Origin of the sequence: Terriglobus sp., assembly GCF_965201105.1 — a bacterium.
Classification (GTDB): domain Bacteria; phylum Acidobacteriota; class Terriglobia; order Terriglobales; family Acidobacteriaceae; genus Terriglobus.
The window spans coordinates 2334904-2360566 of the sequence record NZ_OZ241741.1 but is presented as its reverse complement, the minus strand read 5'-3'; the positions used below and the strand labels follow the sequence as shown (position 1 = coordinate 2360566).

26 protein-coding genes are annotated in these 25663 nt (G+C 63.7%); 20 read left to right on the top strand and 6 right to left on the bottom strand.

Annotated elements, in window-relative coordinates; genetic code table 11:
* The first annotated feature begins 23 nt into the window (after positions 1 to 23).
* The 7 genes from rpoN to ACOFKT_RS10245 all read left to right on the top strand — a co-directional run bounded on the left by rpoN (position 24) and on the right by ACOFKT_RS10245 (position 7807).
* On the top strand, positions 24 to 1517 hold the full coding sequence (gene rpoN / locus ACOFKT_RS10275) for an RNA polymerase factor sigma-54 (protein WP_419803903.1): 1494 nt from the start codon (positions 24 to 26) through the stop codon (positions 1515 to 1517).
* Between the two features lie 255 nt (positions 1518 to 1772).
* Positions 1773 to 2258, top strand: coding sequence for an HPF/RaiA family ribosome-associated protein (locus ACOFKT_RS10270; RefSeq protein WP_419803902.1), 486 nt, complete (start codon positions 1773 to 1775; stop codon positions 2256 to 2258).
* 97 nt (positions 2259 to 2355) lie between these two features.
* On the top strand, positions 2356 to 3309 hold the full coding sequence (gene rapZ, locus ACOFKT_RS10265) for an RNase adapter RapZ (RefSeq protein WP_419803901.1): 954 nt from the start codon (positions 2356 to 2358) through the stop codon (positions 3307 to 3309).
* Between the two features lie 359 nt (positions 3310 to 3668).
* A complete protein-coding gene (locus ACOFKT_RS10260) occupies positions 3669 to 5540 on the top strand; it encodes an ABC transporter ATP-binding protein (protein WP_419803900.1) in 1872 nt (623 codons plus the stop codon).
* Between the two features lie 93 nt (positions 5541 to 5633).
* Entirely contained in the window at positions 5634 to 6308 is a 675-nt protein-coding gene (gene gmk, locus ACOFKT_RS10255; RefSeq protein ID WP_419803899.1) for a guanylate kinase, read from the top strand.
* A 135-nt stretch (positions 6309 to 6443) separates the two neighbouring features.
* Complete coding sequence (gene rpoZ, locus ACOFKT_RS10250) at positions 6444 to 6653, top strand: DNA-directed RNA polymerase subunit omega (RefSeq protein ID WP_419803898.1); 210 nt, start codon at positions 6444 to 6446, stop codon at positions 6651 to 6653.
* Between the two features lie 47 nt (positions 6654 to 6700).
* On the top strand, positions 6701 to 7807 hold the full coding sequence (locus ACOFKT_RS10245) for a uracil-DNA glycosylase (protein WP_419803897.1): 1107 nt from the start codon (positions 6701 to 6703) through the stop codon (positions 7805 to 7807).
* Between the two features lie 45 nt (positions 7808 to 7852).
* On the opposite strand, the gene ACOFKT_RS10240 is transcribed toward ACOFKT_RS10245, so the two are convergent.
* A complete protein-coding gene (locus tag ACOFKT_RS10240) occupies positions 7853 to 8104 on the bottom strand; it encodes a hypothetical protein (RefSeq protein ID WP_419803896.1) in 252 nt (83 codons plus the stop codon).
* Positions 8105 to 8119: 15 nt separating this feature from the next.
* On the opposite strand from ACOFKT_RS10240, the gene priA reads away from it, so the two are divergent.
* On the top strand, positions 8120 to 10648 hold the full coding sequence (gene priA, locus ACOFKT_RS10235; RefSeq protein WP_419803895.1) for a replication restart helicase PriA: 2529 nt from the start codon (positions 8120 to 8122) through the stop codon (positions 10646 to 10648).
* Positions 10649 to 10879: 231 nt separating this feature from the next.
* Here the strand turns inward: priA and ACOFKT_RS10230 are convergent, their stop codons facing one another.
* Positions 10880 to 11182: an HU family DNA-binding protein gene (locus tag ACOFKT_RS10230; RefSeq protein ID WP_419803894.1), complete on the bottom strand. Its 303-nt coding sequence runs from the start codon at positions 11180 to 11182 to the stop codon at positions 10880 to 10882.
* Between the two features lie 182 nt (positions 11183 to 11364).
* Between ACOFKT_RS10230 and dcd the strand changes: the two genes are divergently transcribed.
* From dcd to ACOFKT_RS10200, 6 genes are all read left to right on the top strand, one after another.
* The gene (dcd, locus tag ACOFKT_RS10225) at positions 11365 to 11916 is read left to right on the top strand and encodes a dCTP deaminase (RefSeq protein ID WP_419803893.1); all 552 of its coding nucleotides are present in this window, start codon (positions 11365 to 11367) and stop codon (positions 11914 to 11916) included.
* Positions 11913 to 12533 carry a DNA-binding response regulator gene (locus ACOFKT_RS10220; RefSeq protein ID WP_419803892.1) on the top strand — a complete coding sequence of 207 codons (621 nt, stop codon included), beginning with the start codon at positions 11913 to 11915 and terminating at the stop codon, positions 12531 to 12533. The genes dcd and ACOFKT_RS10220 overlap by 4 nt, the downstream gene beginning before the upstream one ends.
* Before the next feature lie 262 nt (positions 12534 to 12795).
* Complete coding sequence (locus ACOFKT_RS10215; RefSeq protein WP_419803891.1) at positions 12796 to 13485, top strand: lipid-binding SYLF domain-containing protein; 690 nt, start codon at positions 12796 to 12798, stop codon at positions 13483 to 13485.
* A gap of 66 nt (positions 13486 to 13551) precedes the next feature.
* Positions 13552 to 14487 carry a lysophospholipid acyltransferase family protein gene (locus ACOFKT_RS10210; protein ID WP_419803890.1) on the top strand — a complete coding sequence of 312 codons (936 nt, stop codon included), beginning with the start codon at positions 13552 to 13554 and terminating at the stop codon, positions 14485 to 14487.
* A gap of 1 nt (position 14488) precedes the next feature.
* Positions 14489 to 15430, top strand: coding sequence for a UDP-3-O-(3-hydroxymyristoyl)glucosamine N-acyltransferase (locus ACOFKT_RS10205; protein WP_419803889.1), 942 nt, complete (start codon positions 14489 to 14491; stop codon positions 15428 to 15430).
* 1 nt (position 15431) lies between these two features.
* Positions 15432 to 16040 (top strand): hypothetical protein, encoded by a 609-nt coding sequence (locus ACOFKT_RS10200; RefSeq protein WP_419803888.1) that lies wholly within the window; start codon positions 15432 to 15434, stop codon positions 16038 to 16040.
* 64 nt (positions 16041 to 16104) lie between these two features.
* On the opposite strand, the gene ACOFKT_RS10195 is transcribed toward ACOFKT_RS10200, so the two are convergent.
* Positions 16105 to 17586 (bottom strand): hypothetical protein, encoded by a 1482-nt coding sequence (locus tag ACOFKT_RS10195; protein WP_419803887.1) that lies wholly within the window; start codon positions 17584 to 17586, stop codon positions 16105 to 16107.
* A gap of 198 nt (positions 17587 to 17784) precedes the next feature.
* Here ACOFKT_RS10195 and ACOFKT_RS10190 point away from each other — a divergent pair, with 198 nt between their 5' ends.
* Positions 17785 to 19728, top strand: coding sequence for a bifunctional homocysteine S-methyltransferase/methylenetetrahydrofolate reductase (locus tag ACOFKT_RS10190; RefSeq protein WP_419803886.1), 1944 nt, complete (start codon positions 17785 to 17787; stop codon positions 19726 to 19728).
* Positions 19712 to 19945, top strand: a complete 234-nt coding sequence (xseB, locus tag ACOFKT_RS10185; RefSeq protein WP_419803885.1) for an exodeoxyribonuclease VII small subunit — start codon at positions 19712 to 19714, stop codon at positions 19943 to 19945. The genes ACOFKT_RS10190 and xseB overlap by 17 nt, the downstream gene beginning before the upstream one ends.
* A gap of 34 nt (positions 19946 to 19979) precedes the next feature.
* Here xseB and ACOFKT_RS10180 read toward each other — a convergent pair whose 3' ends face one another.
* Together ACOFKT_RS10180 and ACOFKT_RS10175 are read right to left on the bottom strand one after the other, a co-directional pair.
* On the bottom strand, positions 19980 to 20498 hold the full coding sequence (locus ACOFKT_RS10180; protein ID WP_419803884.1) for a (deoxy)nucleoside triphosphate pyrophosphohydrolase: 519 nt from the start codon (positions 20496 to 20498) through the stop codon (positions 19980 to 19982).
* Positions 20499 to 20577: 79 nt separating this feature from the next.
* Positions 20578 to 21315 (bottom strand): HAD family hydrolase, encoded by a 738-nt coding sequence (locus ACOFKT_RS10175; protein ID WP_419803883.1) that lies wholly within the window; start codon positions 21313 to 21315, stop codon positions 20578 to 20580.
* A gap of 97 nt (positions 21316 to 21412) precedes the next feature.
* Between ACOFKT_RS10175 and trxA the strand changes: the two genes are divergently transcribed.
* The 4 genes from trxA to ACOFKT_RS10155 all read left to right on the top strand — a co-directional run bounded on the left by trxA (position 21413) and on the right by ACOFKT_RS10155 (position 25126).
* Positions 21413 to 21757 carry a thioredoxin gene (trxA, locus tag ACOFKT_RS10170; RefSeq protein WP_419803882.1) on the top strand — a complete coding sequence of 115 codons (345 nt, stop codon included), beginning with the start codon at positions 21413 to 21415 and terminating at the stop codon, positions 21755 to 21757.
* Between the two features lie 133 nt (positions 21758 to 21890).
* Entirely contained in the window at positions 21891 to 23303 is a 1413-nt protein-coding gene (locus tag ACOFKT_RS10165) for a hemolysin family protein (protein WP_419803881.1), read from the top strand.
* Positions 23300 to 24256: an ABC transporter permease gene (locus ACOFKT_RS10160; protein ID WP_419803880.1), complete on the top strand. Its 957-nt coding sequence runs from the start codon at positions 23300 to 23302 to the stop codon at positions 24254 to 24256. Before ACOFKT_RS10165 ends, ACOFKT_RS10160 begins: the two co-directional genes overlap by 4 nt.
* Positions 24257 to 24541: 285 nt before the next feature.
* Positions 24542 to 25126, top strand: a complete 585-nt coding sequence (locus tag ACOFKT_RS10155; RefSeq protein WP_419803879.1) for a hypothetical protein — start codon at positions 24542 to 24544, stop codon at positions 25124 to 25126.
* Here the strand turns inward: ACOFKT_RS10155 and ACOFKT_RS10150 are convergent.
* Positions 25123 to 25641 carry a metallophosphoesterase family protein gene (locus ACOFKT_RS10150; RefSeq protein WP_419803878.1) on the bottom strand — a complete coding sequence of 173 codons (519 nt, stop codon included), beginning with the start codon at positions 25639 to 25641 and terminating at the stop codon, positions 25123 to 25125. The genes ACOFKT_RS10155 and ACOFKT_RS10150 overlap by 4 nt on opposite strands.
* Positions 25642 to 25663: the final 22 nt, after the last annotated feature.

The following is a 25663-nucleotide window of genomic DNA, read 5'->3' as shown; positions in this document are numbered from 1 at the left end:
ATCTGCGTGTCGCCCAGCGCCAGGTGCTCACCCCCGGCTTGGTGCAGATGGTCAGCGTTCTGGCTCTGAACAAGCTTGAGCTGAAGGACATGATCAACGCTGAGGTGGTCGAAAATCCCCTCCTCGAGGAAATTGAAGACACCTCCGTCAGCTTTGATGAACTCGCCGGGCGCGAAGGGGACCGCGAGCTTTCCGCCGAGCAGAAGACCGCAGAGCAGGAGCGCACCGAAAAAGATCCCTTCGACGAGATCGACTTCGGCAGCTATTTCCAGGACTACCTTGACCCCGGCTATCGCACCGGCGGCGGTGTTTCCAGCGAAGACCTCGACGCACCCTCTTTCGAGCATTTCCTGTCAAAGCCAAGCACGCTCACCGACCACCTTCTTTGGCAGCTCAGCTCCATGGCGCTTCGACGGGAGCTTCGCGCCGCTGCTGAGTGGATCGTCGGCAACCTGGAAACGAGCGGCTATCTCAGCGCCTCGCTCGAGGATCTGGTTGCCGCCGCGAATGATCCCGCCGTTACCCCGGCTCTCGCGCAAGAGGCCCTCACCACCGTGCAGGCGCTTGATCCGCTCGGTGTTGGCGCTCGCAGTCTCACGGAGTGCCTGGAACTGCAGCTCACCGCCCAACAGCGCGAAGTTCAAGCCTTTCTGCAGCGCACCCTGAACACCAGAGGAGAGGACCAGGCCTCCCCGCACACCGAGCGCGAGTTGCTCCTGTCTCTTGCGCTCCGCATCGTGCAACAGTATCTGCCGCTGCTGCAAAAGCGCGATATTCGCGAACTCAGCCGTCTGCTCGCCGCCACACCGGAGCACACCAACGCGGCCATCGCAATCATCCGCACACTCGATCCGCGACCCGGTCAGCGCTTTGAACATCACGAAACCCGCCTGATCGAGCCCGATGTGGCGTTTGCCCGCCGCGGCGATGACTGGTGCGTGGTCATGAACGAAGAAGACATGCCCGCGCTGCGCCTGAACGCCGGGTATCGCCGCATGCTGCGCCGGGGCACCGCCGATCGCGAGGTGCAGGACTACGTGAAGGAGCGGTATCGCTCCGCGGTTCAGTTGCTCCGCAATATCGAACAACGCAAGAACACGATCGTGCGCACCTGCGAAGCCATCGTCCGCCGCCAGGGCGAATTTCTGGAGCGCGGGGTCGATGCCCTGCGCCCCATGATGATCAAGGAGGTCGCCGAAGAGATCGGCGTGCATCCGTCCACCATCAGCCGCGCCGTGTCCAACAAGTACGTCCACACGCCCCAGGGCGTCTACGAGCTTCGCTTCTTCTTCACCGAAGGCGTCAATGGCCCGGAAGGTGGCGACCTGCCTTTGATGCTGCTCAAGAAAAAAGTCCGCAAGCTGATTGAGGACGAAAATCCCGCCAAGCCGCTGACCGACGACGCACTCGTCGCGGAGCTCGCGAAACAGGGCATTCAGGTCACGCGCCGCTCCGTCGCCAAGTACCGCGAAGACATGCAGATTCCCAGCACGCATCAGCGTCGCCAACGAAGCTAATGTTTGGAGGGAGCAGCGGCTTCGGCCTGCTGAACAGTTCATCGCTCGACCGGGCTTTAGGTTCCGTGTGCTGAATTGCGGAACGAACGAAATTGTCATTCGACCGGAGCACGCGCGCTCTTTGCGCGTGCGCAGTGGAGAAACCTGCTTCTCCGCGGAAGGGTTCACTCAACCGCGACTCGGTCGCACGCACGCGTCCATCCCTCCGCACACCCGCTTCCCGGCATCCAATCGCACAGATGGAAGGGGGTCCGCATGGATCTGGAAATTACCGGCAGGGGCACGACCGTTACGCAGGTGCTGCGTCAGCAGGCAGAAGCAGGACTTGAACGTATCGAACGGATTCTTGGCCCGAAAAGTTCGGCCAAGGTAGTGCTCACCTGTGAAAAGAATCGTTGCGTGGTGGAGCTCGCCATCTTCAGCGTGCTGCACGACCTTTCCGCCAAGTGCGAGGCCAAGGTGCCGATGCACCAGGAGGCCCAGGAACTCGCCGCAGCCCTGGCCGAAGCCTTGAATAAAGTGGAGTCGCAAGCTCTCAAAAACAAGAAAAAGGTTGTCACCACCCGCCACCATCCAGAGCAGAACGCCCTTGGTTCCATCCGGCTGCAAACAGACGACGATATTGATGTCAACGACATCGACCCGGAATCGAAGCGGCTGGGCCAGAGCAAAACTGGCATTGGGAAAGCCATCAACTCCGTGGACGACGGCGAACTGCACGACGAGCAGACGGTCGCCTAATCCAAAGCACGGCAGCAGCAGAAAGGCGCGGCTCAGAAGCCGCGCCTTTCGCGCCTTTATCGGCAACTATCGGGAACCGGGGTGCTAGCATACGCCCATGCCCGGCGATCAAGACCCCACGCCAAAGCCGCAGCAGCACAACGCAGATGCTTCGCGAACCACCGGCCCGGATGCAGGCCAGCCGTCCGTGCTTCCCCACACACAGCACCAACTCATCATCCTCACCGGCATGTCCGGGGCAGGCAAGCAGTCGGCCCTGCGCGCCTTTGAAGACCTTGGCTACTATTCCGTAGACAACCTGCCGCTTGAATTGATTCCGCAGTTCGCCGAGCTCATCAGCAGCTCCAGCGAAATCCATCGCGCAGCCCTCGGCGTCGACGTTCGCGAGGCGCTGCTCGATCGCTTCCCGCAAATTCTCAAGCAGGTGCAGCCACTGCTGCCCACCACGGTGCTCTTCCTCGACGCCGCGGATGACGTCCTGGTGCGCCGCTACTCTGAAACCCGCCGGCCGCATCCTCTGGGCCGCGACGAAGGCGTGCTGACGCAAATTCACACCGAGCGCCGCCGCCTGGAAACCATCCGCAACGTCGCCGGCGTCTTGCTCGACACGTCACGCTTCAACGTGCACGAACTTCGCGCGCACATCCATGCGCAGTTCGGCCACGAGTCCCAGCAACAGGCCATGCTGGTTTCGGTCATGAGCTTCGGCTTCAAGAACGGAGTGCCACCCGAAGCCGACCTTCTGCTGGACGTTCGCTTTCTGCCGAACCCGCACTTCATCCCGGAGTTCCGGCACAAGACCGGCCAGGATGCCGGCGTGGCCGAGTACGTCATGGGCTTTCCGCAAACCAGCGAATTCCTTGACCGCACTACGGACATGCTGCTCTTCCTGTTGCCTCACTATGTCCGCGAAGGCAAAAGCTATCTCACCGTCGCGCTCGGCTGTACCGGCGGCCAGCACCGCTCGGTCGCTCTGGCCGAAGAGCTTGCAACCCGGCTGCACCACGCCGGCTACCGCGTGAAAACGTCTCACCGCGATATGCCCCGCTGACATCACAAGCACGTCAGGGCACTGGTATGCGCCAACAAGCGCGAAGCAAGAAGTCGCGTGCGAGCGCCGGAGAAAAGAGTGAGTTTCAGCCTTCGAATGCATGCCTTGCGGACCGGGCTTTAGGTTCTGCCTGATGAATCACAGTACGACCGAAAACCTGTCATTTTCGACCGGAGCATGCGCGCTCTTTGCGCGTGCGCAGTGGAGAAACCTGCGTTTCTGCCAGCACGCACTGCACATTGTGTGTGTGCGTAAAGAAGGTTCATCACACACTAACCAGCCCCGGCACGCCCGTTACAATCAATCCAGGTGTTCACGCGCAAAGTAACTCGCTGCCAGCCGCACAGGACAGCCGAAATATGAGGCGCATCTGGCGGCTGTTCCTTTATCAGCGGCCCTACCTCTTCTACACGTTCTGTTCCATGCTGCTCATGGCCGTGGTCGGTGCCATGGCTGCGCTGCGCATCCTGCTCGTCAAGCCGATCTTTGATAACATCCTCAGCGCAGAGTCCTCCGACCGCCGCATCCTTCGCTTTCCCATCCCGCACACCCAGCACGCCATCGACCTGCGGCCGTTCGTTCCTTCGTTCATGCACAACGCGTGGACGACCGTTGCCTTCGTCCTGGTGATCTCCGCATTCATCAAAGCCGCGTGCGACTACGCCGGCACGTACCTGATCAATTACGCCGGCTTCGGCATGGTCACCGACCTGCGCAACGACCTGTACAACGCCGTGCTGCGGCGCTCCACTGCGTTCTTCCAGCGATACACCACCGGCGCTCTGCTTTCCACACTCATCAACGACATCGAGCGCGTGCAGATCGCCATGTCCAGCGTGCTCAGCGACTTTCTGCAGCAGATGTTTACGCTCATATTTACCGCGGCGGTGGTGATCATCTATGGCGGCAACCTGGCCTGGGTGCTGCTCTTTTTTGTGTTCATCGTGATGTTGTCGGCGCGCCGCATCGGCCGCCGCGTCCGCGTCACCACGCGCGGCGGCCAGGACAAGCTCGCAGAAATCCAGAACATCCTGCATGAAACGCTCACCGGCAATCGCATTGTCAAAGCCTTCGGCATGGAGCTTTGGGAGATGGCACGCTTCCGCCGCGCCGCCCGCCGGCTCTTCCGCGCCAATCTGCGCAGCATCGGCGTTCAGGCGTTGTCGTCGCCCCTGATGGATGCGCTTGCCTCCATCGCCATCGCACTTCTGCTCAAGCTCGGCCGCGACCGCATCGTGCATCAGCAAATGACGGCGGGCTCCTTCATCACCTTCCTGATTGCGGTCTTCACGCTCTATGATCCGGTTCGCAAGCTGGCGATGTTCTACAACAACTTCCAGCAGGCCCTCGGCGCCAGCGAAAAGATATTTCAGTTCCTCGATGAAGAAGATGAACTGCCCGAGAAACCGTCTGCGGTACGCCTGCAAGCATTCCAGCATGCCATCGAATTTCGCGACGTCGGCTTTTTCTACAAGGACGAGGAAGACTTCACCCCGCGCCCCGTGCTGCGCTCCATCGACCTCACCGTTCGCCGCGGCGAGCTTATCGCTCTGGTCGGCCCCAGCGGAGCAGGCAAGTCAACGCTGGTCAATCTTATCCCGCGCCTCTTCGACCCCACCTCCGGCAGCATCCGCATCGACGGTCACGATCTGCGTGACGTGAGCGTCAGCAGCCTGCGCAAGCTCGTCGGCACGGTCACGCAGGAAACCGTGCTCTTCAACGACACGGTTCGCAACAACATCGCCTACGGTCAGCCAAACGTCTCGCCTGACCGCGTCCAGGCCGCCGCTCGCGCCGCTCTGGCCGATGACTTCATTTCCGCCATGCCTGAAGGCTACGCGACAGTCCTCGGCGAACGTGGCCATCGCCTCTCTGGCGGAGAGCGCCAGCGCATCGCCATCGCACGCGCCCTGCTCAAGGACGCGCCTATCCTCATCCTCGACGAAGCGACCTCCTCGCTCGACGCAGAAAGCGAATCGCTCGTGCAGCAGGCGCTCGCCAACCTTATGGAAGACCGAACCGCGCTCGTCATCGCGCACCGGCTCTCCACCGTCCGTCGCGCCGACCGCATCCTGGTGCTGGAAGCCGGCGAGATCGTCGAAAGCGGCAGCCACGCAGAGCTGGTAACTGCCGGCGGCCTCTATCAGCGGCTCTATGAGCTGCAGTTCAACCCCGACACTGCTGCCGCGCCACCAACCGACCTCGAATCATTGGGCCTGCTCTCCAGCTAAGTCCGCGTGCAGTTATCTCACCGGTTGCGCCACGCTTCATTTGCCGCCTTGCTCTGTGTAAGACCAGCACCTCATCGGGTATAAGAAAGGACGATGGCAGGCATTCTCTTCATCATCTCCGCACCCAGCGGCTCCGGAAAATCAACCCTCGTCGATCAGCTTCGCCGCCTTGTCGAAGGCCTGGACTTCTCCATTTCCTACACCACGCGTACTCCCCGCGGCTCTGAAACGGACGGCCGCGAGTACCACTTCGTTACGCGGGAGCGCTTCGAGCAGATGATCGCGGACGACGCCTTCCTGGAATGGGCTGACGTCTTCGGAAATTACTACGGCACGGCACGCTCCGCACTCGCGCTCGCCGCCGAGCACCACCGCGACCTCCTGCTCGACATCGACGTGCAGGGCGCGATGCAGGTCATCCAGCGCATGCCCGAAGCCGTGTCGATCTTCATCATGCCGCCCAGCCCCGCCGTGCTGGAAAGGCGGCTGCGCAACCGCAGCATCGCCGAGCACATGACCGACGAAGCTGTAATCGAACGCCGCTTGCAGCAGGCGCGCGGCGAGTTGCGATCGCTGCGTCATTACCGCTACGCCATCGTCAACGACGTCCTCGACACTGCCGTTGCCGAGCTTCGCAGCGTGGTACTCGCCGCGCGCGGTCTCACCGATGCGGAATTGCTGGGGACCGCACGCGCTTGCGAAACCAATGGCTGGTCGCCGCGCCTTTCCGAAGCTCTCAGCACCTTTGCGACCGCCGGCCCAGCATAGATCCTCCCGAAAGTTGCACTCTCCCGGAAAACTTTAGTTTTCACAGCCCGCGCCAATATGCGCAATTTCGAGTACAGTAACGGCAAGCACCACATCCTTGTAACCGCGCCGTAAGGGAACCCGAAGGAGCGCACCATGCACATGGACGATTCGTTGCTGAACAAGTACAGCCTGGTCAAAGGGGCCGCGCGCCGCGCGCGCCAGTTGCAGAACGGTGCCACGCCCCTCATCGCAACCACCAGCATGAAAGCCTGCCGCGTGGCACAGGATGAGATCCGCACCGGCCAGGTCCGCTACATCGTCTCTCCGCAGAGCAAGCCTGCGACGTCGCACGTTATCGTCTAGGCGAGCTTCGCCGGCGGCCGAACCGGTTGCGCCGCTACAATCGCGCTATGCCCGACGCCGCGCGCGAGACATCCGCAAGCCTGCCGCACCCGGACGATCTGCGCGCCTATGTGGATTACCTGCGCGATCTCGGCATCTACGACCTGCTCGCGCAACCGGGTGCCGCACCGTCCACGGACGCAGGCATTGCGTCGTGGGCTGCAACGCACCTGCGCTCCACTCGGAGTTCCACCGGTTCCGTAGAGCAGAGAGCCGTTCCGCTGCGGGCTTCGGCAAGCACCACCGCAGTCCGGCCCACGCAGCCCCAGCCGTCCACGCCGCCATTGTCGCGCCCACCCGCGCTCAGCCCGTTTGATCAGGCCCAGCAGCGCCGCGCGGGCGCAACTTCGCAGGCGTCAGCTTCGCCTCGCCAAGGCACCGGACCCACCATCCAGATCACGCCGCCCGCAGGTGCTTCCGCAGCTCAGATTTCTAGCCCGAGCTCGCCCCCAGCCGCAGCGGCCTTCCTACAAGACATGCCCGCACCCACATCGTTCAACCAGTTGGCGCCACTCCCAACCACTCGAACCCAACCCGCGGAAAAAGCGGCAGCCCTCGTCGCGCTTCGCGATCACATTGGCGACTGCACCCGCTGCCCGCTCGCCTACGCCGGCCGCCATAGCATTGTCTTTGCCGACGGCGATCCGAACGCAAAGCTCATGTTCGTCGGCGAAGGCCCAGGCGCCGACGAAGACGAGCAAGGTCTGCCCTTCGTCGGCAAGGCCGGCCAACTGCTCAACAACATGATCACGGCCATGGGCCTGACGCGGGAACAGGTCTTCATCGCGAACATCGTGAAGTGCCGGCCACCGAAAAACCGCACCCCCGAGCCGGTCGAGGCCAACACCTGCTCACCCTTTCTCCTGCAGCAGATCGACATCGTGCAGCCAGAAGTCATCGTCGCGCTCGGCGGCACCGCGGCCACCTACCTGCTTGGCGTCAAGCAGTCACTCACCTCACTGCGCGGCCAGTGGTTCGACGTGCGCGGTGCCAAATGCGCCGTCACCTACCACCCCGCGTTCCTGCTGCGTGACCCGCGCCAGAAAGGCGAAGCCTGGAAAGACCTGCAGCGCGTCATGACCGAGCTGAAGCTGAAGCCACCCGCCCGCGCCTAAGCCTTGCAGCATTATTCCGCAGTAGCGAATAACAATGGGCGACCGCTATGCAACCCTGCCCGCATACCGCTCCCGCACAAACTGGTTCACATACGTCGTCAGCCCCGATCCACGTTCCGCCAGCCGCTGCATCGCACGCACATGCACGCGCCCCGGCGCAACCGCGTCATACAAATACACACTTCCATCGCTGAACTTGAGCGCGATCGCCTCCGGCAACAGCGCATAGGCGCGCACACCCGTATCGCGCCCTGCGCCGTACTTCTGCCACGCAACCTGCACACCATTCAGATGCACGCCTAAACTAAAAACGTGGCGCGCTTCGTGGATGTGGCCTTGCCCGTGCCACTCGATCGATCCTTCACCTACCTCACCGCCGGGCAGGAACCCGCCGTCGGCGCCCGCGTGCTCGTGCCCTTCAGCGGCCAGCGCCTCATGGGTGTCGTCCTGCGCGTGCACGACGACGAGCCCACCGCCGGCTTCGAGCTCAAGCCCCTCCAGCAGGTCCTCGACGACGCCGCTCTCCTCCCGCCCGAACTCATCCGCCTCGCCGAGTGGATCGCCCGGTACTACGTCGCGCCGCTCGGCGAGGTTCTGCGCGGCATGCTGCCCCTCAGCGCCGAAGTGCGCCGCACCTGGCTCTACCGCATCACCGACGCCGGCCGCAAAGTGCTGCACGAAGGCGCGGAGAAAGGGAGCAGCCGCCGCTCCCGCCTCAGCCCCGAGGACCAGAACCGCGAGTATGCCGTACTCAACCGCCTCGAATCCGGCGAAGCCACTCGCCTCGCAGCCCTGCGCTCCGCTACCGGCGCGAACAAATCACTGCTGGAAGGCATGGTCCGCAAACGCTGGCTCGCCCGCGAAGCCGAAGCCGCCGAGCGCGACGCTGCTCGCACCGAGCGCTACCTCGTCACCGTGCCCGACGCGCGCCTGCCCAAACTGAACGACAATCAACTCGCCATCCTGTCCGAGATGGCCGGCGTCGGCGGCGAGATCTCCGCGACGGCCCTGCGCCGCAGCCTGCGCGACCGCACCGCGATCAATGCCGACGGCGCACTCGTTGCCGCCCCCATCCCGGACTCCACCGTCGCCACCCTCATCCGCCGAGGCATCCTGCGCGTTGAGGAACGCCCGCTCAGCTTCCACCTGGGCGGCGTCCACGCTCCCGGCAAAAAACACGCGCACGAACACACGCTCAACGAAGGCCAGCAAACCGCATTCGACGCAGTCAACGCCGCCATCGAAGCGGGCACCTTCGCCCCCATGCTCCTCTTCGGCGTCACCGGCAGCGGCAAAACCGCCGTCTACGCCGCGGCCATGCGCGCCACGCTCCAAGCCGGCCGCTCCGTCCTCCTGCTCGTTCCAGAAATCGGCCTCACGCCTTCCATGGCCGGCCAGATGTACGCCGCCTTCGGCCACGACGTCGCTCTGCTGCACTCCCAGCTCACGCCCGACGAACGCGCTGAGCAGTGGCACCGGATCCGCCGTGGCGAAGCTCGCGTCATCATCGGCACGCGCTCCGCAGTCTTCGCACCCATCAGCAGCCTCGGCCTCATCCTTGTCGACGAAGAGCACGATGCCTCCTACAAGCAGGAGGAAACCCCTCGCTACCACGCGCGTGACGTCGCCGTCATGCGCGCCAAGCTACTCGGCATTCCCGTCGTCCTCGGCTCCGCGACACCCTCACTCGAAAGCTGGCACAATGCCGAGCGCGGCCGTTACCGCCTCATCCGCATGCCGCAGCGCGTCGGCGCACGTCCGTTGCCGCCCGTCGAACTCGTCGACATGCGTGAGGAGTTTCGCCAATCCGGCGAGGATTCCCTCTTCTCGCGCGAACTCATCACCGAAACCCGCGCCACCCTGAACCGCGGCGAGCAGGCCATCATCCTGCTCAATCGCCGCGGCTACTCCTATGTAGTCATGTGCCGGTCCTGCGGCGAGCGCATCGAGTGCGAGAACTGCGCCATCGCCATGACGCACCATCGGCCGCCTGCCAGCAGCGACGGGCACGCGCACGCGGGCGAACGCCTGGAATGCCACTACTGCGGCGCCCTGCGCCGTGTGCCGCAGCAATGCCCGCAATGCCAAAGCGAGCACCTCTACTTCTACGGAGCCGGCTCACAGCAGGGCGAGGAAAAATTACAGACCATCTTTCCCGAAGCACGTATCGGCCGCATGGACCGCGACACCGTTCGCGGCCGCGCCGACATGGAGCACCTGCTGCACCGTCTGCACGCGGGCGAAATCAACCTGCTTGTCGGCACCCAGATGATCGCGAAGGGCCACGACATTCACGGCGTGACCACTGTTGGCGTCGTCGGCTGCGACCACGCCCTCGGCCTGCCCGACTTCCGCGCCGCCGAACGCGTCTTCCAGCTCATTACGCAAGTCAGCGGCCGGGCCGGCCGCGGCGACGCACCCGGCCGCGTCATCGTGCAGACCTACCATCCCGACCACTACGCCATGCGCTTTGCCGCCATGCACGACTACGTTGGCTTTGCCGAGAAAGAAAAGCAGTTCCGCCGGCCGTTCCTGTATCCGCCCTTCGGCGTGCTTACCAATGTGCTGACGTTATCCGAAGACATGGGCGAAGCCAGCGCCTGGGCGCAACGGCTCGGCCAGCACCTGCAGGGCGCGGCCAACCCCGGCATTCGCATCCTTGGCCCCGCGCCCGCGCCCGTGTCGCGCCTCAAGCGGATCTATCGCTTTCACATACTGCTCAAGGCCCAAACACGGCAGCACATGCAGTCGGCACTGCGCCGCATGCTGCAATTCGCAGATGCGGAAGGCATCCCCCGCCGCAACCTCGTCATCGACGTCGACGCAATCAGCCTGTCTTAGAGCATCGCCCACTCAGGTACAGGTAAAAATTTGTTGGGAGTGTCATCCTGAGCGGAGCGAAGGACCTGCTTTCTTCTCGGAGCAGCACTACAGAGCGAGGAAATAACTTCTTTCGTGCAGATAGTCACCCACACCTTGTCATTTCGACCGCAGTACCCACGGCTTTATCGTGGGTGCGGAGTGGAGAAACCTGAATCTTCTTCTCACGCCACCGGCCACTCGAACCAAAACCTACTCGTCTTCCGTCACGTCCGCCGCCGCACTCTGCCCATCCAACGCCTGCAACTCCCGCCCGGGCTTGAACCGCACCGCGCGACCCGGCTCAATGGAAACCTCGCGGCCTGTGCGGGGGTTGCGCCCGATCCCGGTCTTGCGCGGCCGGATCGAAAACACACCAAAGCCGCGCAACTCAATGCGATCGCCCTGGACCAGGGCACGCTTCATGCTGCGAAACACGGCTTCCACAGCCTGCTCCGCCCGCACGCGCGGCACGCCGCGTTCGACAACTCGCTGCACCAGGTCCTGCTTGATCAATGGATCGCGCCTTTCCGCTCTCGCTCTGCGTACCGGTGCCCTGATGGTAGGAAGCTCCACCTGCCGTGTCAATGTGCAACAACGTCCCACATCCATGTGCGCTGACGTAAGATGAAGCAAACCCTATACGAACCCTCTGCAACCAGGTGCGGCCTAGCTGCCCGGAAGCGATCTGGAGCGAAATGTCCATCAAGAGCGACAAATGGATTCGCGAGCGGGCCCAGCGCGGCATGATTGAGCCGTTCGCCGAAAAGCAGGTGCGCAACGGCTGCATCTCCTATGGCCTGTCCTCTTACGGGTACGACCTGCGCGTTTCCGACGAGTTCAAGATCTTTACCAACGTCAACAGCGCCATCATCGATCCCAAGGCTTTCGACGAGCGGTCTTTTGTCACGGTCCAGGCCGACAGCGTCATCGTCCCGCCGAACTCGTTCGCCCTCGCACGGTCCATTGAATACTTCCGCATCCCGCGCGATGTACTCACCATCTGCGTCGGTAAGTCCACCTACGCCCGCTGCGGCATCATCGTCAACGTCACGCCGTTTGAGCCAGAGTGGGAGGGCTTCGTCACCCTCGAAATCTCCAACACAACCCCGCTCCCCGCGCGCGTCTACGCCAACGAGGGTTTGTGCCAAATCCTCTTCTTTCAGTCCGATGAAGTGTGTGAGACCAGTTATGCTGACCGCGCCGGCAAGTACCAGGGCCAGGTCGGCATCGTGTTGCCGAAGCTGTGAACGAAACGTTTCCGCGCATGCGCATCGGCGTCATCCTCGCGGACCCGCTCCGCTTCCAGGGGCTGGCCGCACTCTTTGGCGACCGCACCGAACTCCTGCCCATGCTGCCGACCGATGCGGTCAGGCGGTCAGACCTGTCCCTGCTTATCCTTGAGGCGGCAGACGAGTTGTTTGCTCTACTCGCGGCATTTCGCCGGGCGCGCGCCGGCCTGCGCATCCTCGTCCTGGGCGACAGCTCTGACCCTGCCTACATTTCCCGGGTCGTCGCCGCCGGTGCCAAGGGCTACCTGCCACGCAACGCAAGTATTGCCGAAATGGAAATGGCCTTCCAGGTCGTTGCCGACGGCTCCATCTGGGCGCCGCGCAAGGTGCTGGCCGGGCTCATCGACACGCTTTCCACCACCGAGCCCGTTCGGCAGCGCGTGCAGTTCACCCCACGCGAGCGCGAAGTGTTGCAGTTACTCGTCCTCGGAAGCCCGGACCGTGACATTGCCGGCGCCCTCGGCTTGAGCGTACGCACCGTCCAAGGCATGGTACGGGCGCTGCTGAAGCGTGTTGGCGTCAGCAATCGAGTGGCACTCACCGTGTATGTCATGGAAAAGCACCTAATCTCCTAGTTGACTTACCAGTAAATAGCCTTGATTACTAAATCCTGCTGTCGTCCGTAACTTGTCGCCTGTCGGCGACTGCTGCATCCTAGGTCTACGTAACACAGACCTGGGAGAAGAGGGGCTGCGGCGCACCGGATCATCCGGACGCTTCAGCCCCATTTTTTTGTTTGTTCGAACCAGAGTTTTGTTCATCCAACCAACTTTGTCGCATTTCGGCCCATCAGAACGAAAGTGTACGGCGGAACAGGCCGAGGCACTCGGAGGAACAATGAAGCAGTTTGCAACCTGGATGTGTGTCGGTCTGATGACGCTTGGGGCCGTGTCCCAGGTGCGCGCGGAAGACAAGGCAAAGCTCGACGAGCGCATGACCAACTCAAAAAATGTGCTGGATGAGATTATGGCGACGCCCGACAAGGCGATCCCGAACCAGATCCTGTCGCAGGCGCAGTGCGTCGTTGTGATCCCGGCCTACAAGAAGGGTGCCTTTCTGGTTGGAGCACAATACGGAAAGGGCGTCGCGACCTGCCGCACTCCTAAGGGCTGGAGTGCGCCGGTTTTCGTCATGCTGACTGGCGGCAGCTTCGGTTTCCAGATCGGTGGGCAATCGACGGATCTGGTGATGGTCGCCACAAACCAGGGCGGCTTGCAGCACATGCTGAAAAACAAGTTCAAAATTGGCGGCGATGCTGCCGCTTCCGCCGGCCCCGTGGGTCGCAATGCCCAGGCGGGAACCGATTGGAAGCTGAATGCTGAGTTTCTCACCTGGTCGCGGTCGAAGGGGCTCTTCGCCGGTATCGATCTTGACGGCACCGTGCTCGACGACGATCAGGATGCGATGCGCGATTACTACGGATCTTCCATCCCGTTCAAAACGGTTCTCACTGGTGGAACCCCGACTCCGGCCGATGCGAAGTCTTTTGTTCGTACCGTGGCCAGGTATTTCATAGCCACTAAGTAAGCGCGAACACACAATGCGAAAGCCCGCCGTATGGCGGGCTTTCGGCTGTTCGCTACACTGACTCAATTGGCAACTGCGACCCCAACCGCTAGCCCAACTCTTACCCAGAAGCTGGAGTACGCCACCCTGCGCGTTCTGCTGGGCATTCTGGCGGCGCTTCCAAGACAAGCCGCACGCCGCCTGGGCGCTGCCATTGCACAGGCAGCTGGCGGCCGCCTGCGAGGCCTGCGCCGTTCCGGTCTGCGCAATCTCCAGATCGCCTTTCCGAAGATGACGGAAGCGGAAGCAGATCTTCTGCTGCGGCGCATGTATCGAAACCTGGGCTGGCTCATGGCAGAGTTCGCCCACATGCCAGGCTATGATCCGCAGTTCGTGCGCGAAACGCTCATCCGCTACGAGGGTCTGGACCACTACGACGCTGCCATCCAGCGTGGCCGCGGTGTTCTGGTCCTCACCGGCCACCTGGGCGCGTGGGAACTTTCCAGCTTTGTCCACTCGTTGCTTGGCCGGCCTATGGGCATGGTGATCCGGCGTCTTGATAACCCGCTGGTCGATGCCTACGTCAACCGCGTCCGCTGCATGCACGGCAATTTCGTGCTGCACAAAGACGACTTTGCGCGGGGCCTGCTGCGCGCCATGCACCGGGGCCAGGCGGTGGGGATCCTGATGGACACGAATATGACCCCGCCTCAGGGCGTCTTTGTGCCGTTCTTCGGGGAAGTCGCCTGCACCGCCTCCGGCGCTGCCCGGGTCGCACAGAGAACCGGCGCGGCGGTGCTCCCCGGATTTTTGTTCTGGCACGGGGATGAGGGTCGCTATGTGCTCCGTTTTGGCGCTCCGTTAGCGCTAACGCAGACCGGCGATACCGAAGCCGACGCGGTGGCAAACACCGCGCTGTTCGCCCGCGTCACCGAGGAATACATCCGCCAGTACCCCGACCAGTGGCTGTGGCTGCACCGCCGTTGGAAGACGCGTCCACCCGGCGCGCCTAAAATTTACTAGCATGCCGACCCTTGAACAGATCGCCGAGTGGATTGCCGACGCGGGACATGAGTTTTCTGAGGCGCACGCGTCCACGTTAGCGCTAACGTGGCTTCGCGTGAGCGGTCTTGAGGACGCAGCGCCGGACACCGCGGTCTTTGTCACCGACGCTGCAACCCTGGCGAAGGCGGCCGCAAGCCGTGCCGGCCTGATTCTGGCTCCGTTAGCGCTTACGCACGACACTTCGGACGTGCGGATCGTTCGCGTGCGCGATCCCCGGCTTGCCTTTTCGCTGCTGGCCCGCCAGCTTGCAGCGCCGGCGTCGCAGGGGATTCACCCATCCGCTGTAATTTATCCCGGCGCGCAACTCGCCCGGAATGTGGAAGTTGGTCCCGGCACGGTCATCTATCCTGGCGTCCACGTGGGGGCGGGGTCGCGCCTGGGCGCGCGCGTGGTGCTGGAACAGGGCATTACGTTAGGCGAGCGCGTCGTCGTGCAGGCCGGTGCGGTGCTCGGTTCCTACGGTTTCGGCTACGCGCGCCGGCCCTCAGGCGAATACGTCCTCTTCCCACAACAGGGCACGCTGGTGATCGAAGACGACGTGGAGATTGGCGCCAACACGACGATCGACCGTGGCGCGCTTGGCGAAACCCGCATTGGCGCCGGCACCAAGATCGACAACCTGGTGCACATCGGCCACAACTGCCGCATTGGCCGCAACGTCATCCTGGCCGCACAAACCGGCATCAGCGGCTCCACCGTCGTCCAGGACGGTGCCATTCTGGGCGGCCAGGTCGGCATCGGCGAGCACGCCACGGTGGGGCCGGGCGTCATCCTGGGTGGCGGCGCCGGCGTACTTAGCGGCAAAAAGCTCTTCGGTGCTGGCCAGGTCTTCTGGGGCCGCCCGGCGCAGCCGCTCAGGCAGTACCTGCGCGACCTGGCCCGGCTGCGGCGGGGCGCCTGACGTGGGTATCGTGGTGGTCGGTGGCCATACCCGCAACATCGGCAAGACTACAGTCGTGGAGCAGATCCTGCGGGCCACGGCGGACCTTCGCTGGACGGCGATGAAAATTACACAGTTCGGCCACGGTGTCTGCTCCGCGAACGGCGAACCCTGCGACTGCGACACGGGCGACCACACCGTGGCGATCTCTGAGGAGCGCAGCCGCGACCGCGGCACTGACACCTCACGCATGCTGGCCGCAGGTTCGGAACGCGTGCTTTGGGTCCGCACCCGGCAGGGGCAGCTTGCCGAGGCAATGCCCCGCATCCGACGCGAACTCGCGTCCGCTACAAACATGCTCTTTGAATCCAACAGCGTGCTTCGTTTTCTGAAACCGGACCTTTACCTGGCAGTTCTGGACGAAGCCGTGGTCGATTTCAAACCGAGCGCACTCCGCTACCTGGACCGTGCCGACATAGTGCTGACAGCGGACGGCAGGCTGCCGCGCCCCGAAGCGTGGCCCGGTGTTTCCGCTGCGCTGCTGCACAACAAGCCCGTGTATGCACTGGGGCACGCGCTGCCCGCTCAGATAGAGCAGGCAGTGCGGACAAAGTGCGCTGGCATGACCTGAAAGATCCAGCCGCAAACAGAAAGGCCCGGCTTATGCCGGGCCCTCCAGGTGCAATCTGTTCTCGTTAGTTCGTCACGTTCGACGTGGCATCCATGTAGCCCACATCGATCGCGGTGCCCTGGACGGTGATGTTGGTGTTATCCAGCTCGGATCCATCGGCCGTGTGGAAGGCGTGAATCTGGCCGCCGTACGCGGTGTAGACCTTGTGCAAGCCCTCAACCCAGCAGATGCCGGTCAGACTGCCGTAATAGTACGGATCCAGGTTCTCGTTGGGGTTGGGAACCTTGCTGTTGCTGCCAGGAGTCACGTTGGGCACGATGCTGGCCGTGTTCGAGGTTGTGACGTACCGGGTCAGGCAGTTATAGTTCTGTCCCTTCGCCTGCCGCTCGCCGCTGGAACAGTTCTGCGAACCGATCCAAAGCGTATTGTCATCCGCGAAAAGCATCCTGGTGTGAATGCCGTCGCTGATGCTCACCGTCGCACTCGGCGCAGAGGCGCTGTTCGGGATCACCGACAGAACGCCCGCAAAGTATCCGTCGCTCAGTAGCTGCTGCCCGGCGACGTAGACCGTATTCCCATCCGAGATGGCCGCGGTCGCACCCGGCAAAGGAATCGTCTTGACCACCGGCGTGGTGTAGGTGCTGCTGGTTGGGTATGCGTCGGTGCGCAGGCTTGCCGTGTTGGCGTAGCTGATCGCGGGCTGGGCGTCGGCGCCGGTGCCGCCGCACTCGCGGCCGCAACTCAGGATGTAGGTCTGCGATCCGTCCGGCGAGAAGTATGCGTACTGCGGGCGGTGGAACGCCGGCTCGGACACAGATCCGTTCGGCTGCGTGGAGCCGACGGGCAGAACGCAGTAGACCGGCTGATTCAACGGCTGACAATCGATCGCGCCGGCTGGCGGCGTTTGGGCCGTGTTCAACCGCAGCAACCGGTATACGTTGTTCGTGTTACGCGTCATGATGAGCACCACCGTGTGCGCCGGATTCACCGCCAGGCGGTACGCGCCCGGCAGCGAAAAGTTGTACTGCACGCCAGCGGCGAGATCGTCGACCAGGAACAGGCCTGAGACCTCCTCAGCCGCATACGCAAACGTGCGGTCTGAGGGGACAAACAGCGACGTGGGCGTCGAGGCAAACACGCTGGAGGCCAGCGTGGCGCTGGTGAACGCTTCCGTACCGTAATCGATACTGCCGACGCTGTTGTCCTGCGCGAACACGATGCCGAGCGTTTGCTCCGGGTAGTTGAACAGCTGCAGCGGCAGACCGCTGGTGCTGAACCCCCGGACCGGGAAGGTGCTGTTGGGCTGGTACACGTTGAACCGGATGTCGCGGCTGGCGTCCAAAATTTGCGCGCCGCCGCTGGTCAAAGCGCCGCTGTTGCCGTAGACCACCAGAACGCGGTTGGTCAGCTTGGATGGGGGTGTTGGCCGCCCGGCGTATTGGTATTCGGTAGTGTGGTACGGCCGATTGCCGCAGCCGGTAATCAGGGCGGTGGCGGCGAGCACCAAAAGGGCGGCAAGCCACCGCGCAGACGCAAACTTTTTCAACAGAACAGACCTCAATGCAGCGCGGAGTAAGCGGCTCGCAGATGGCAAAAGTATACCAAGCAGCTCCACTTCTCCGGCCCGGATGGGGTTTAGACGGGCCGGGCCCGGGCAGGGCAGCGTTCGGCGACGGGGAGAAGGGGAAAAGGTATCCGGGTATTCTTAGGTGCAGGCCCGAACGCCGGCCTTGGCCCTTTCCGCATGAGTTCACAGCTTCCGTTACAGCAAGACAAACAAGAACGGCCCGGGTTTCTGGCCCGCCTGGCCATGGGCCGTCCGCTGCTGGCCGACGGCGCCATGGGCACGATGTTCTACACCCGTGGCATCTTCATCAACCGTTGCTATGACGAGCTGAACCTGTCTGAGCCGCAGTTGGTCCGTGAGCTGCATGAGGAATACCTGCTTGCCGGCGCCGAGGTGATTGAGACCAACACCTTCGGCGCGAACGCGGCGCGGCTGAAGCGCTTTGACCTGCAGGGCAAGGTTGCGGAGATCAATGCGGCCGGAGTTCAACTGGCGCGGGCCGCCGCGGACGGAGTCCGTGAAAAGCACGCACACGACGCTCTGGTGGCAGGATCGATCGGCCCGATCGGCGCGCCGCGCGATTCGATTGCTGTCGCAGACATTCAGGCGATCTACGTCGAGCAAACCACGGCGCTGGCCGCGGCGGGTGTGGACCTGTTCATCATTGAAACCGCGACGGGCCTGGACGAGACGCTGGCGGCCGTGCGCGCCGCAAGGTCTGCCGCTCCAGGGCTGCCCGTTGTGGCGATGATCACGGTGAACGACAGCGGCAGCATGGCCGACGGCACCACGCCGGAGCAGGCGGTGACCGCGCTGGAAGGCGCAGGTGCCGATGTGGTCGGCTGCAACTGCAGCGACGGTCCGAACCTGGTGCTGCAGACCATTGAGCGCATGCATGCCGCGACCAGGTTGCCGCTGGCCGCGATGCCGAACGCCGGTGTTCCAAACTGCGTGGACGGCCGCAGCATTTACCTGAGCTCGCCGGAGTACCTGGGCAGCTTTGCACGAAAAGCGTCGCGCCTGGGAGCGGTGCTGATTGGCGGCTGCTGCGGCACGACCCCGGCGCACATTAAGGCGATGCGTTCTTCGCTGCGTGCTGTGCAGGCGCAGGCCGAGGGGCTGCAGAGCGCGTCCACCACCGCAGCCGTGCCGAGCGTGGAACCACCGCCGCTGGCGGAGCGTTCCCGCCTGGGTGCTCGCATTACCAGCGGCGAGTTCGTCGCCATGGTTGAGATTGTGCCGCCGCGCGGCTTCGATTGCAGCCGCGAACTGGCCGGCGCTCGGCGATTGCGCGATCTGGGTGTTCACGCGATCAACGTTCCGGATTCGCCGCGTGCCAGCGCCCGCATGAGCGCGGGCAGCCTGTGCGTGCAGATTGAGCGGGACCTCGGCCCCGGCGGCGGCGTTGAAACGGTCCTGCACTTCACCTGCCGCGACCGCAATCTGCTGGGCATTCAGAGCGACCTGCTCGGGGCGGCATCGCTGGGCCTTCGCAATATCCTGTGCCTGACCGGCGACCCGCCCAAAATGGGCAGTTACCCCGACGCGACGGCGGTGTTTGATGTGGACGCGGTTGGCCTGACGCGCATCGTGCGCGACCTGAATCACGGTCTGGACCTGGGCCGGCAACCCATCGGCCAGTCGCCTGGCTTTGTGCTGGCCTGCGCCGCGAACCCGGGTGTGCCCGACCTGGACGCGGAGGTTCGCCGCTTTGCCGCCAAGGTGGAGGCCGGAGCGGAATTTGCCATCACCCAGCCCGTGTTCGATTTGGAGTTGCTGGAGATCTTTCTGCGGCGGATTGAGCCATTCCGCATTCCCGTCGTGGCGGGCATCTGGCCGCTGACCAGCGTAAAAAATGCGCTGTTTATGCGCAACGATCTGAAGGTCCGCATGCCCGACGAGATCGTCGACCGCATGGGCCGGCAAAGCACGCCCGAGGGCTCGCGCGAAGAGGGCGTACGCATCGCACAGGAGATGCTGCGCGAGGCACGTGGCAGCGTGCAGGGGGTGCAGGTCAGCGCACCGTTTGGCCGTTACGAACTGGCGGCAGAGGTCATGGCAGAGGTCCTGCCGCAAGTCGGAGTGGGGGCGCGGGAGGAACGCATTGGCGAACACGTTTGAGGAAAACCTGAAGCAGCTGGAATCGATCGTGGAGCGGCTGGAGCGCGGCGAGCTTGGGCTGGAGGAATCGTTGCAGCTTTTCGAGCAGGGCACCGGCCTGAGCCAGCAGTGCAAGGCAGACCTGGACGCCGCCGAAGGCCGGGTGCAGGTGCTGCTGCAGCGCGGTCGCGAGCGCGTGGCCGAAGACCTGGACCTCAGCGGTCCGCCGCAGGCCTGACCCGCCCGCCGCAGGCCTGACAAGCAGCGCCAGCTCAGGCGGCGTGCTGTGTCGAGTCCCTGTGCCCGTCCCCAAGCGCGATTCGGCCCTCCGCCAGATCGCGCACCAGGCCGATGTCAGCCGCGAGAAAATCAAACCCCGGCAGGGCGGGGAAGTCGGACCAGCGCACCTCCTGAAAGATGCGGTTGTCGATCTCGCCCTGAAAGCTGCGCACCGCAAAAAACTGCAGGTCCACGGCACCGCCGTTGCGGTAATTGTGGCGCACCTGCGTGACCGGTTCGGCGATCTCAGCGGTAATGCCCAGCTCTTCGTTCAGCTCGCGGCGCAGGGCTTCCTCCGCCGACTCGCCGGGTTCGATTTTGCCGCCGGGGAACTCCCATTTCAGCGCCATTGGCTGGTCGGCTTTGCGCTGGCAGATCAGCACCTCACGCCTTCCACCGTGTTCGCGCAGAATGAGCGCGGCAGAAACCAGGCGCAACGTACGCGGGCGTGTCCCGCTGTGCGGAGGCTGGCGGTTCCCGTTGCTGCCGAGTCTGCGGATGCCGTTCTTCACGGGCGGAACTCCCCTGTTCCTAGCAGGTTAGACGCAAATTGGCCGGAGCGTGCTGCGTTGGGATGGCATTCGAGCGCTTCTATCGATTGGAACTCGGAAAGTACACAGGCCAGCCCCGCTCCATCGCCACCGGCAGCAGGTCCTCGTTCGGGTTGATGGCGAAGGCATGACGGGCCAACTCCAGCATCGCGAGATCATGGATGCTGTTGCCGAAGACGGCGTCCGGGATCACGCCTGCGCGTTGCAGCGCCTCGGCTTTCCTGTGGTCGCTGGGTACGTCGACAAGGCGGTCGGTCAGCACACCGTCTTCGCTGCCAATGCAGGCGGCAAGCACCCGGTCCGGCACGATACCAAGCTCGTGCACGCCGGCCTCAATGACCCAGTTGTTGGTCGAACTGACCGCCCAGATTTCCACGCCGGCAGCCTGTAGCTCCCGGACCAGGCTGATCATGGTGGGGAACAGGTGTGCCTCGACGTGTTCGCGAAAGTAGCGGTCGGCCGCATCACGGATGGCGCGTTCACCCATGCCGCGATAAATCTGCACCATCTCTCCGCAGATGGTGATTTCGTCGACATCTCCTTCCCGGTAGGCGGTGTGACGCGCCTCCAGCGCCGTCGCGCGGTCCGGCGGAAGCAGTCCCGTTTCGATCGACCAATCCATGAATCCCTTGCCGGCGTCGCCTGGCCAAAGCGTGCCGTCGTAATCGAAGACGGCGATGCGCGGGGCGGCGGCGCGCACGGCGGCCAGGAACTCCGGCGTGCCCAGACCCTGGGAGCTAAGTTGTGCATTTTGCGGGGGAACAGGCGTTTGCGGCATAGCGGTATTGTCGCAAGCCCAGAGCCGCGCGACCGTTTGCACACGAAATGCATCTATTCTTGTGGTCAGCCGATTCAGACTGGCGGGAGGCAGAAACATGGCGGGACAGTTCGTCAGCGAAGTGAACGATGCGGATTTCGAGCAGGCCGTGCTTAAAAGTGAGCAGCCGGTTCTGGTGGACTTCTGGGCCGCATGGTGCGGACCGTGCCGCGCCCTTGCCCCGGTGGTGGACCAGGTTGCCAGCGAGTACCAGGGCAAGCTGAAAGTCATGAAAATGGACGTGGATCGCAACAACGCCACGCCCGGCCGCTACGGCATTCGGGGTATCCCAGCGCTGTTGCTCTTCAAGGACGGCAAGCTAGCCGATCAGATCGTGGGCTTTGTGCCCAAGGACACGATCGACAAGTCCGTGAGCAAGGTGCTGAGCGAAGTTACGGTATAAGCAGGTCGCTGCCGCTCTACCGTCCGGTAGTGAAGCGCGATTGTGAAGTAAGCGAGGCCCGGCCGGCAAGCCGGGCCTTTCTGTTGCTGGTTGGCACTCTTCCTGGCCCGCCGCGACTCGGTAAACTTGTTGCATGCTCGATTGGGCGCTGTTTCGCCTGTTCACAATCGCGGTGTTGATCCTGGCGAATGCCTTCTTCGTGGCCGCCGAGTTCGCCGTGGTCAGCGTGCGCGAAACGCGGCTGGAGCAGATGCTGGCCTACAACCGCGCAGGCGCCGCGGCGGCGCTGCGGCTGAAGCGGGAAATCGACGACTTTCTGGCGGCGAACCAGCTGGGCGTTACGCTTTGCTCGCTGGCACTCGGCTGGCTGGGCGAGCAGGGTTTGGCGGAACTGCTGCAGGTGGTACTGGAGCGCCGGCATCTGCTGGCGCACGGGCAATGGCTGCAGGCGCACGCCGGTCCGCTCTCACACGGCATCGCGACGGCGCTGGCTTTCACCATCATTACCTTCCTTGAGGTCGTGCTCGGCGAGCAGGTGCCGAAATCGCTTTCGCTGCAGAAGGCCGAGCGCATCGCCCTGGCAATTGCCGGCCCGATGGACGTGTTCATCCGGCTGGTGCGTCCCGCCGTTCGCCTGCTGAAACTGTCTACCGCTCTGGTGCTGCGGCTCTTTCGCGTGTCGCTGAGGCCTGAAACCACAGAGGTCCACTCGCCGGAAGAGATCAAACTGGTCGCCTCCGCCACACGCGAGAGCGGTTTACTGCCCGAGTTCCAAGAGCGGTTGATCCACCACGCCATCGACCTGGACAACGTGACCGTGCGCGAGATCATGACGCCGCGCGGCCGCATGTTTTGCCTGCCATCGGACATGCCGGTCGAGCTCGCATCCGCACGCATCGTGGAGGAGCAGCACTCGCGCATTCCGGTGTACGACCCGGCGTTGGGCGTGGAACACATCCTCGGCATCGTGTACTCCAAGGACATCTCGCGCCTGATGCATCTGCGGCGGAACCAGCAACTGCCCTCCGCCTATGCCGGCACCGGCACGCTGCGATCCGTCATGCGGGACGCGCTGCTGGTGCCGGAAACAAAGCCGACCGGCGAGTTGCTGCAGGAGTTTCAGGAGCGCCGGCGGCAGATCGCCATCGTCGTGGACGAGTTTGGCTCCACGGTTGGCCTGGTCACCGCGGAGGACGCGCTGGAGCAGATCGTGGGCGAGTTGGACGACGAATTCGACCTGCAAGGCCGCGGCCTGGCGGCGTCCGTGGAGGGCCGCCGCAGCGTGGAGATGGACGGCACCGTGCCGCTGCGCGATCTGGTCACGCAACTCCACTGGAAGATCCCACGCGAGAACGGCATCGAAACGCTGGCCGGATTTGTGCTGGCACAGCTTGGGCACCTGCCTGAAAAGGGCGAAAGTTTTACCTTCGGCCTGCGGCGCTTCACGGTGCTGGAGCGTGTGGGCCGGCGTGTCAGCCGCGTCCGAGTCGAGACACTGGCGAACCCGCTCGATCAGCAGTTCGTGCGCGAGACCCACTCCGCATGAGATTTTCGCCAAAGCTGCCGCCGGTGCTGCGGCAGGTTCTGCTGGCGCTGCCGGTGCTGTGGCTCATCGTCACGCTGGTCTTCATGCTGATCCACCTGGTGCCCGGGGATCCCGTGGCGCAGATGCTGGGCGAGGGCGCAAGCAGCACGGACCTGTCCGCGCTGCGTCACGCCTACGGCCTGGATGCATCGCTGCCGGTGCAGTACGGCCGGTATCTGCGTGGACTGCTGCATGCTGACCTGGGAACGTCTTTGCGCACGCATGATCCGGTGCTGCGGCTGATTGTGCAGCGCTTTCCGTACACTCTGCTCCTCAGCGTGTGCGCGTTGGCGCTGGCGCTGCTGCTGTCCATACCAGGGGGAGTCGCGGCGGCGCTTTATCGCGGCGGCCGTGTGGACCGCGCCATCGGTGTGGTCTCACTGTTCGGCCTGTCGTTCCCGAACTTTGCCCTGGGCCCGATCCTGATCCTTCTCTTCTCCATCCGCCTCGGCTGGCTGCCCGTTTCAGGCGCCGGGGCCGGTCCGCTCTTCGGCATGGACACACTGCTGCACCTGATCCTGCCGGCGTTGACGCTTGGCCTTTCGCTCGCCGCGATCCTGACGCGCATGGTGCGCACCAGCATGCTTGAGGAGCTCGGGCAGGACTACATTCGCACGGCCCGCGCCAAGGGCCTGCCCGAGCGCGAAGTGCTGTACCACCACGCTCTGCGGAACGCACTGGTGCCCGTGCTGACCGTGGTCGGGCTGCAGTTCGGGTCGCTGCTGGCGGGCGCGATTGTGACCGAGACGATCTTCAGCTGGCCCGGTCTGGGCAGACTAACCATCACCAGCATTAGTAATCGCGACTACGCCGTGGTGCAGGGATGCACGCTCGTCATCGGACTCACGTACCTGCTTGCCAACCTGCTGACCGATGTAGCGTACCGCTGGGCCAACCCGCGCATGCGCAGTTGAGCGCTTTCCCAACGAAATTGTTAGCCGAATCGTGCGCTTGCTTGAATTGTGGTGCAGCTCCGGGCGGAAAGCAGATCCTTCGCTTCGCTCAGGGTGACACTGTCCCCCGCAAAAATCTCAGAAGCGCCCAAAGCCAAAGCAGGCCCACCACGGCGATAGACTTGGACCGTGCTGCGTTCTCTTACCCTGCTGCTTGTTTGCACGACCGCCCCGGCCTTTTCGCAGACAAGCGCACCGCCCCCAAGCCCTGCACCCCAGGAGCCGCCGAAACCAACGGAGCCGCGCATGCCGCCGCGCAGCTTGAAGGGGCTTACCGAACCGGCTGATCCGGATGATCCCAAACCGGCGGCACGCGATTTCACCGACCGGCGCTACCAGGTCAGCTTCCACATTCCGGCGGGCTGGAATTTTGAGCGCAAGGACGGCCTGCTCTCGAACTTCGGCGTCGAGACGCGCACTGCGCGAGCCCGTTCCGACGTGCGCGGCGTGGCGGAGATCAACTTCAACCCCTGGCCGCCCACCACGTTCGCGGGCGCGCTGTTTTATTACTCGGTCATTCCACGAGCGACCGCATCCACGTGCGCGGCACAGACGACGAGCCGGGGCATGAAGCCGCTGCCCGACACGGAAATTAGCGGCCTCCACTTTCACCACGGGCGCGACAATCACGGTGCGGTCTGCACGGAAGCGCGCGACGAAGCCTTCACCGCCATGCGCGCCGGTACCTGTCTGCGTTTCGACCTGGTGATCAACACCTTCTGCAGCCAGACGAGCGGCGCAATGGACATGACTCCGGACCAGTTGAAGGATGTGCAAACCCGCCTCGCCGGCATTCTTGGATCGGTCAAAATCGGCAGCGGCTCTCGCTAGCCTTCAAGAGTCAGGAACTCCGCCCGGAAGTTTTCGCCGGAAACGCGCAGCATCGCCATGCTGACCGGCAGCTTGAACCGGCGCGGGCCGACGCTGCCGGGGTTCAGGTACGTGACCCCGCGGCGCTCTTCAAGCGCCGGTTTATGCGAATGCCCGCTGACCACAATCTGCACGCCGGCCGCGGCGGGCTCAATGTCGAGGTCGGCCACGCTGTGGATCATGTAGATGGTCACCGCACCCACCATGAGCATCTCCGTCTCTGGCAGCAGAGCGCACGGCCCGCTACGGTCGATGTTGCCGCGAATCGCTGTGACCGGCGCGAACTCGCGCAGTGTGTCGAGGATGCTGGCATCGCCCACATCACCCGCGTGCAGGATGTGCGCAACACCCCGCAGGTGCGGCAACACGCTTTCGCGCAGCAGACTGTGCGTGTCACTCAGAACCGCGATACGCAAATCGGCAGCGGCGGACTGCATTCGCGGTTGGCGATCGACGTTGCTGGCTTGCTTCTGCATATTCCGGGGCCGCACTAAAAGC

Coding starts and splice junctions, on each gene's coding strand:
- ACOFKT_RS10155 (WP_419803879.1), top strand. CDS start 24,542: ATGCCGCCGCGCAGCTTGAAGGGGCTTACCGAACCGGCTGATCCGGAT.
- ACOFKT_RS10270 (WP_419803902.1), top strand. CDS start 1,773: ATGGATCTGGAAATTACCGGCAGGGGCACGACCGTTACGCAGGTGCTG.
- ACOFKT_RS10165 (WP_419803881.1), top strand. CDS start 21,891: ATGCTCGATTGGGCGCTGTTTCGCCTGTTCACAATCGCGGTGTTGATC.
- ACOFKT_RS10215 (WP_419803891.1), top strand. CDS start 12,796: ATGAAGCAGTTTGCAACCTGGATGTGTGTCGGTCTGATGACGCTTGGG.
- trxA (WP_419803882.1), top strand. CDS start 21,413: ATGGCGGGACAGTTCGTCAGCGAAGTGAACGATGCGGATTTCGAGCAG.
- ACOFKT_RS10175 (WP_419803883.1), bottom strand. CDS start 21,315: ATGCCGCAAACGCCTGTTCCCCCGCAAAATGCACAACTTAGCTCCCAG.
- dcd (WP_419803893.1), top strand. CDS start 11,365: ATGTCCATCAAGAGCGACAAATGGATTCGCGAGCGGGCCCAGCGCGGC.
- ACOFKT_RS10245 (WP_419803897.1), top strand. CDS start 6,701: ATGCCCGACGCCGCGCGCGAGACATCCGCAAGCCTGCCGCACCCGGAC.
- ACOFKT_RS10150 (WP_419803878.1), bottom strand. CDS start 25,641: ATGCAGAAGCAAGCCAGCAACGTCGATCGCCAACCGCGAATGCAGTCC.
- ACOFKT_RS10190 (WP_419803886.1), top strand. CDS start 17,785: ATGAGTTCACAGCTTCCGTTACAGCAAGACAAACAAGAACGGCCCGGG.
- rpoZ (WP_419803898.1), top strand. CDS start 6,444: ATGCACATGGACGATTCGTTGCTGAACAAGTACAGCCTGGTCAAAGGG.
- ACOFKT_RS10160 (WP_419803880.1), top strand. CDS start 23,300: ATGAGATTTTCGCCAAAGCTGCCGCCGGTGCTGCGGCAGGTTCTGCTG.
- ACOFKT_RS10260 (WP_419803900.1), top strand. CDS start 3,669: ATGAGGCGCATCTGGCGGCTGTTCCTTTATCAGCGGCCCTACCTCTTC.
- rapZ (WP_419803901.1), top strand. CDS start 2,356: ATGCCCGGCGATCAAGACCCCACGCCAAAGCCGCAGCAGCACAACGCA.
- ACOFKT_RS10205 (WP_419803889.1), top strand. CDS start 14,489: ATGCCGACCCTTGAACAGATCGCCGAGTGGATTGCCGACGCGGGACAT.
- gmk (WP_419803899.1), top strand. CDS start 5,634: ATGGCAGGCATTCTCTTCATCATCTCCGCACCCAGCGGCTCCGGAAAA.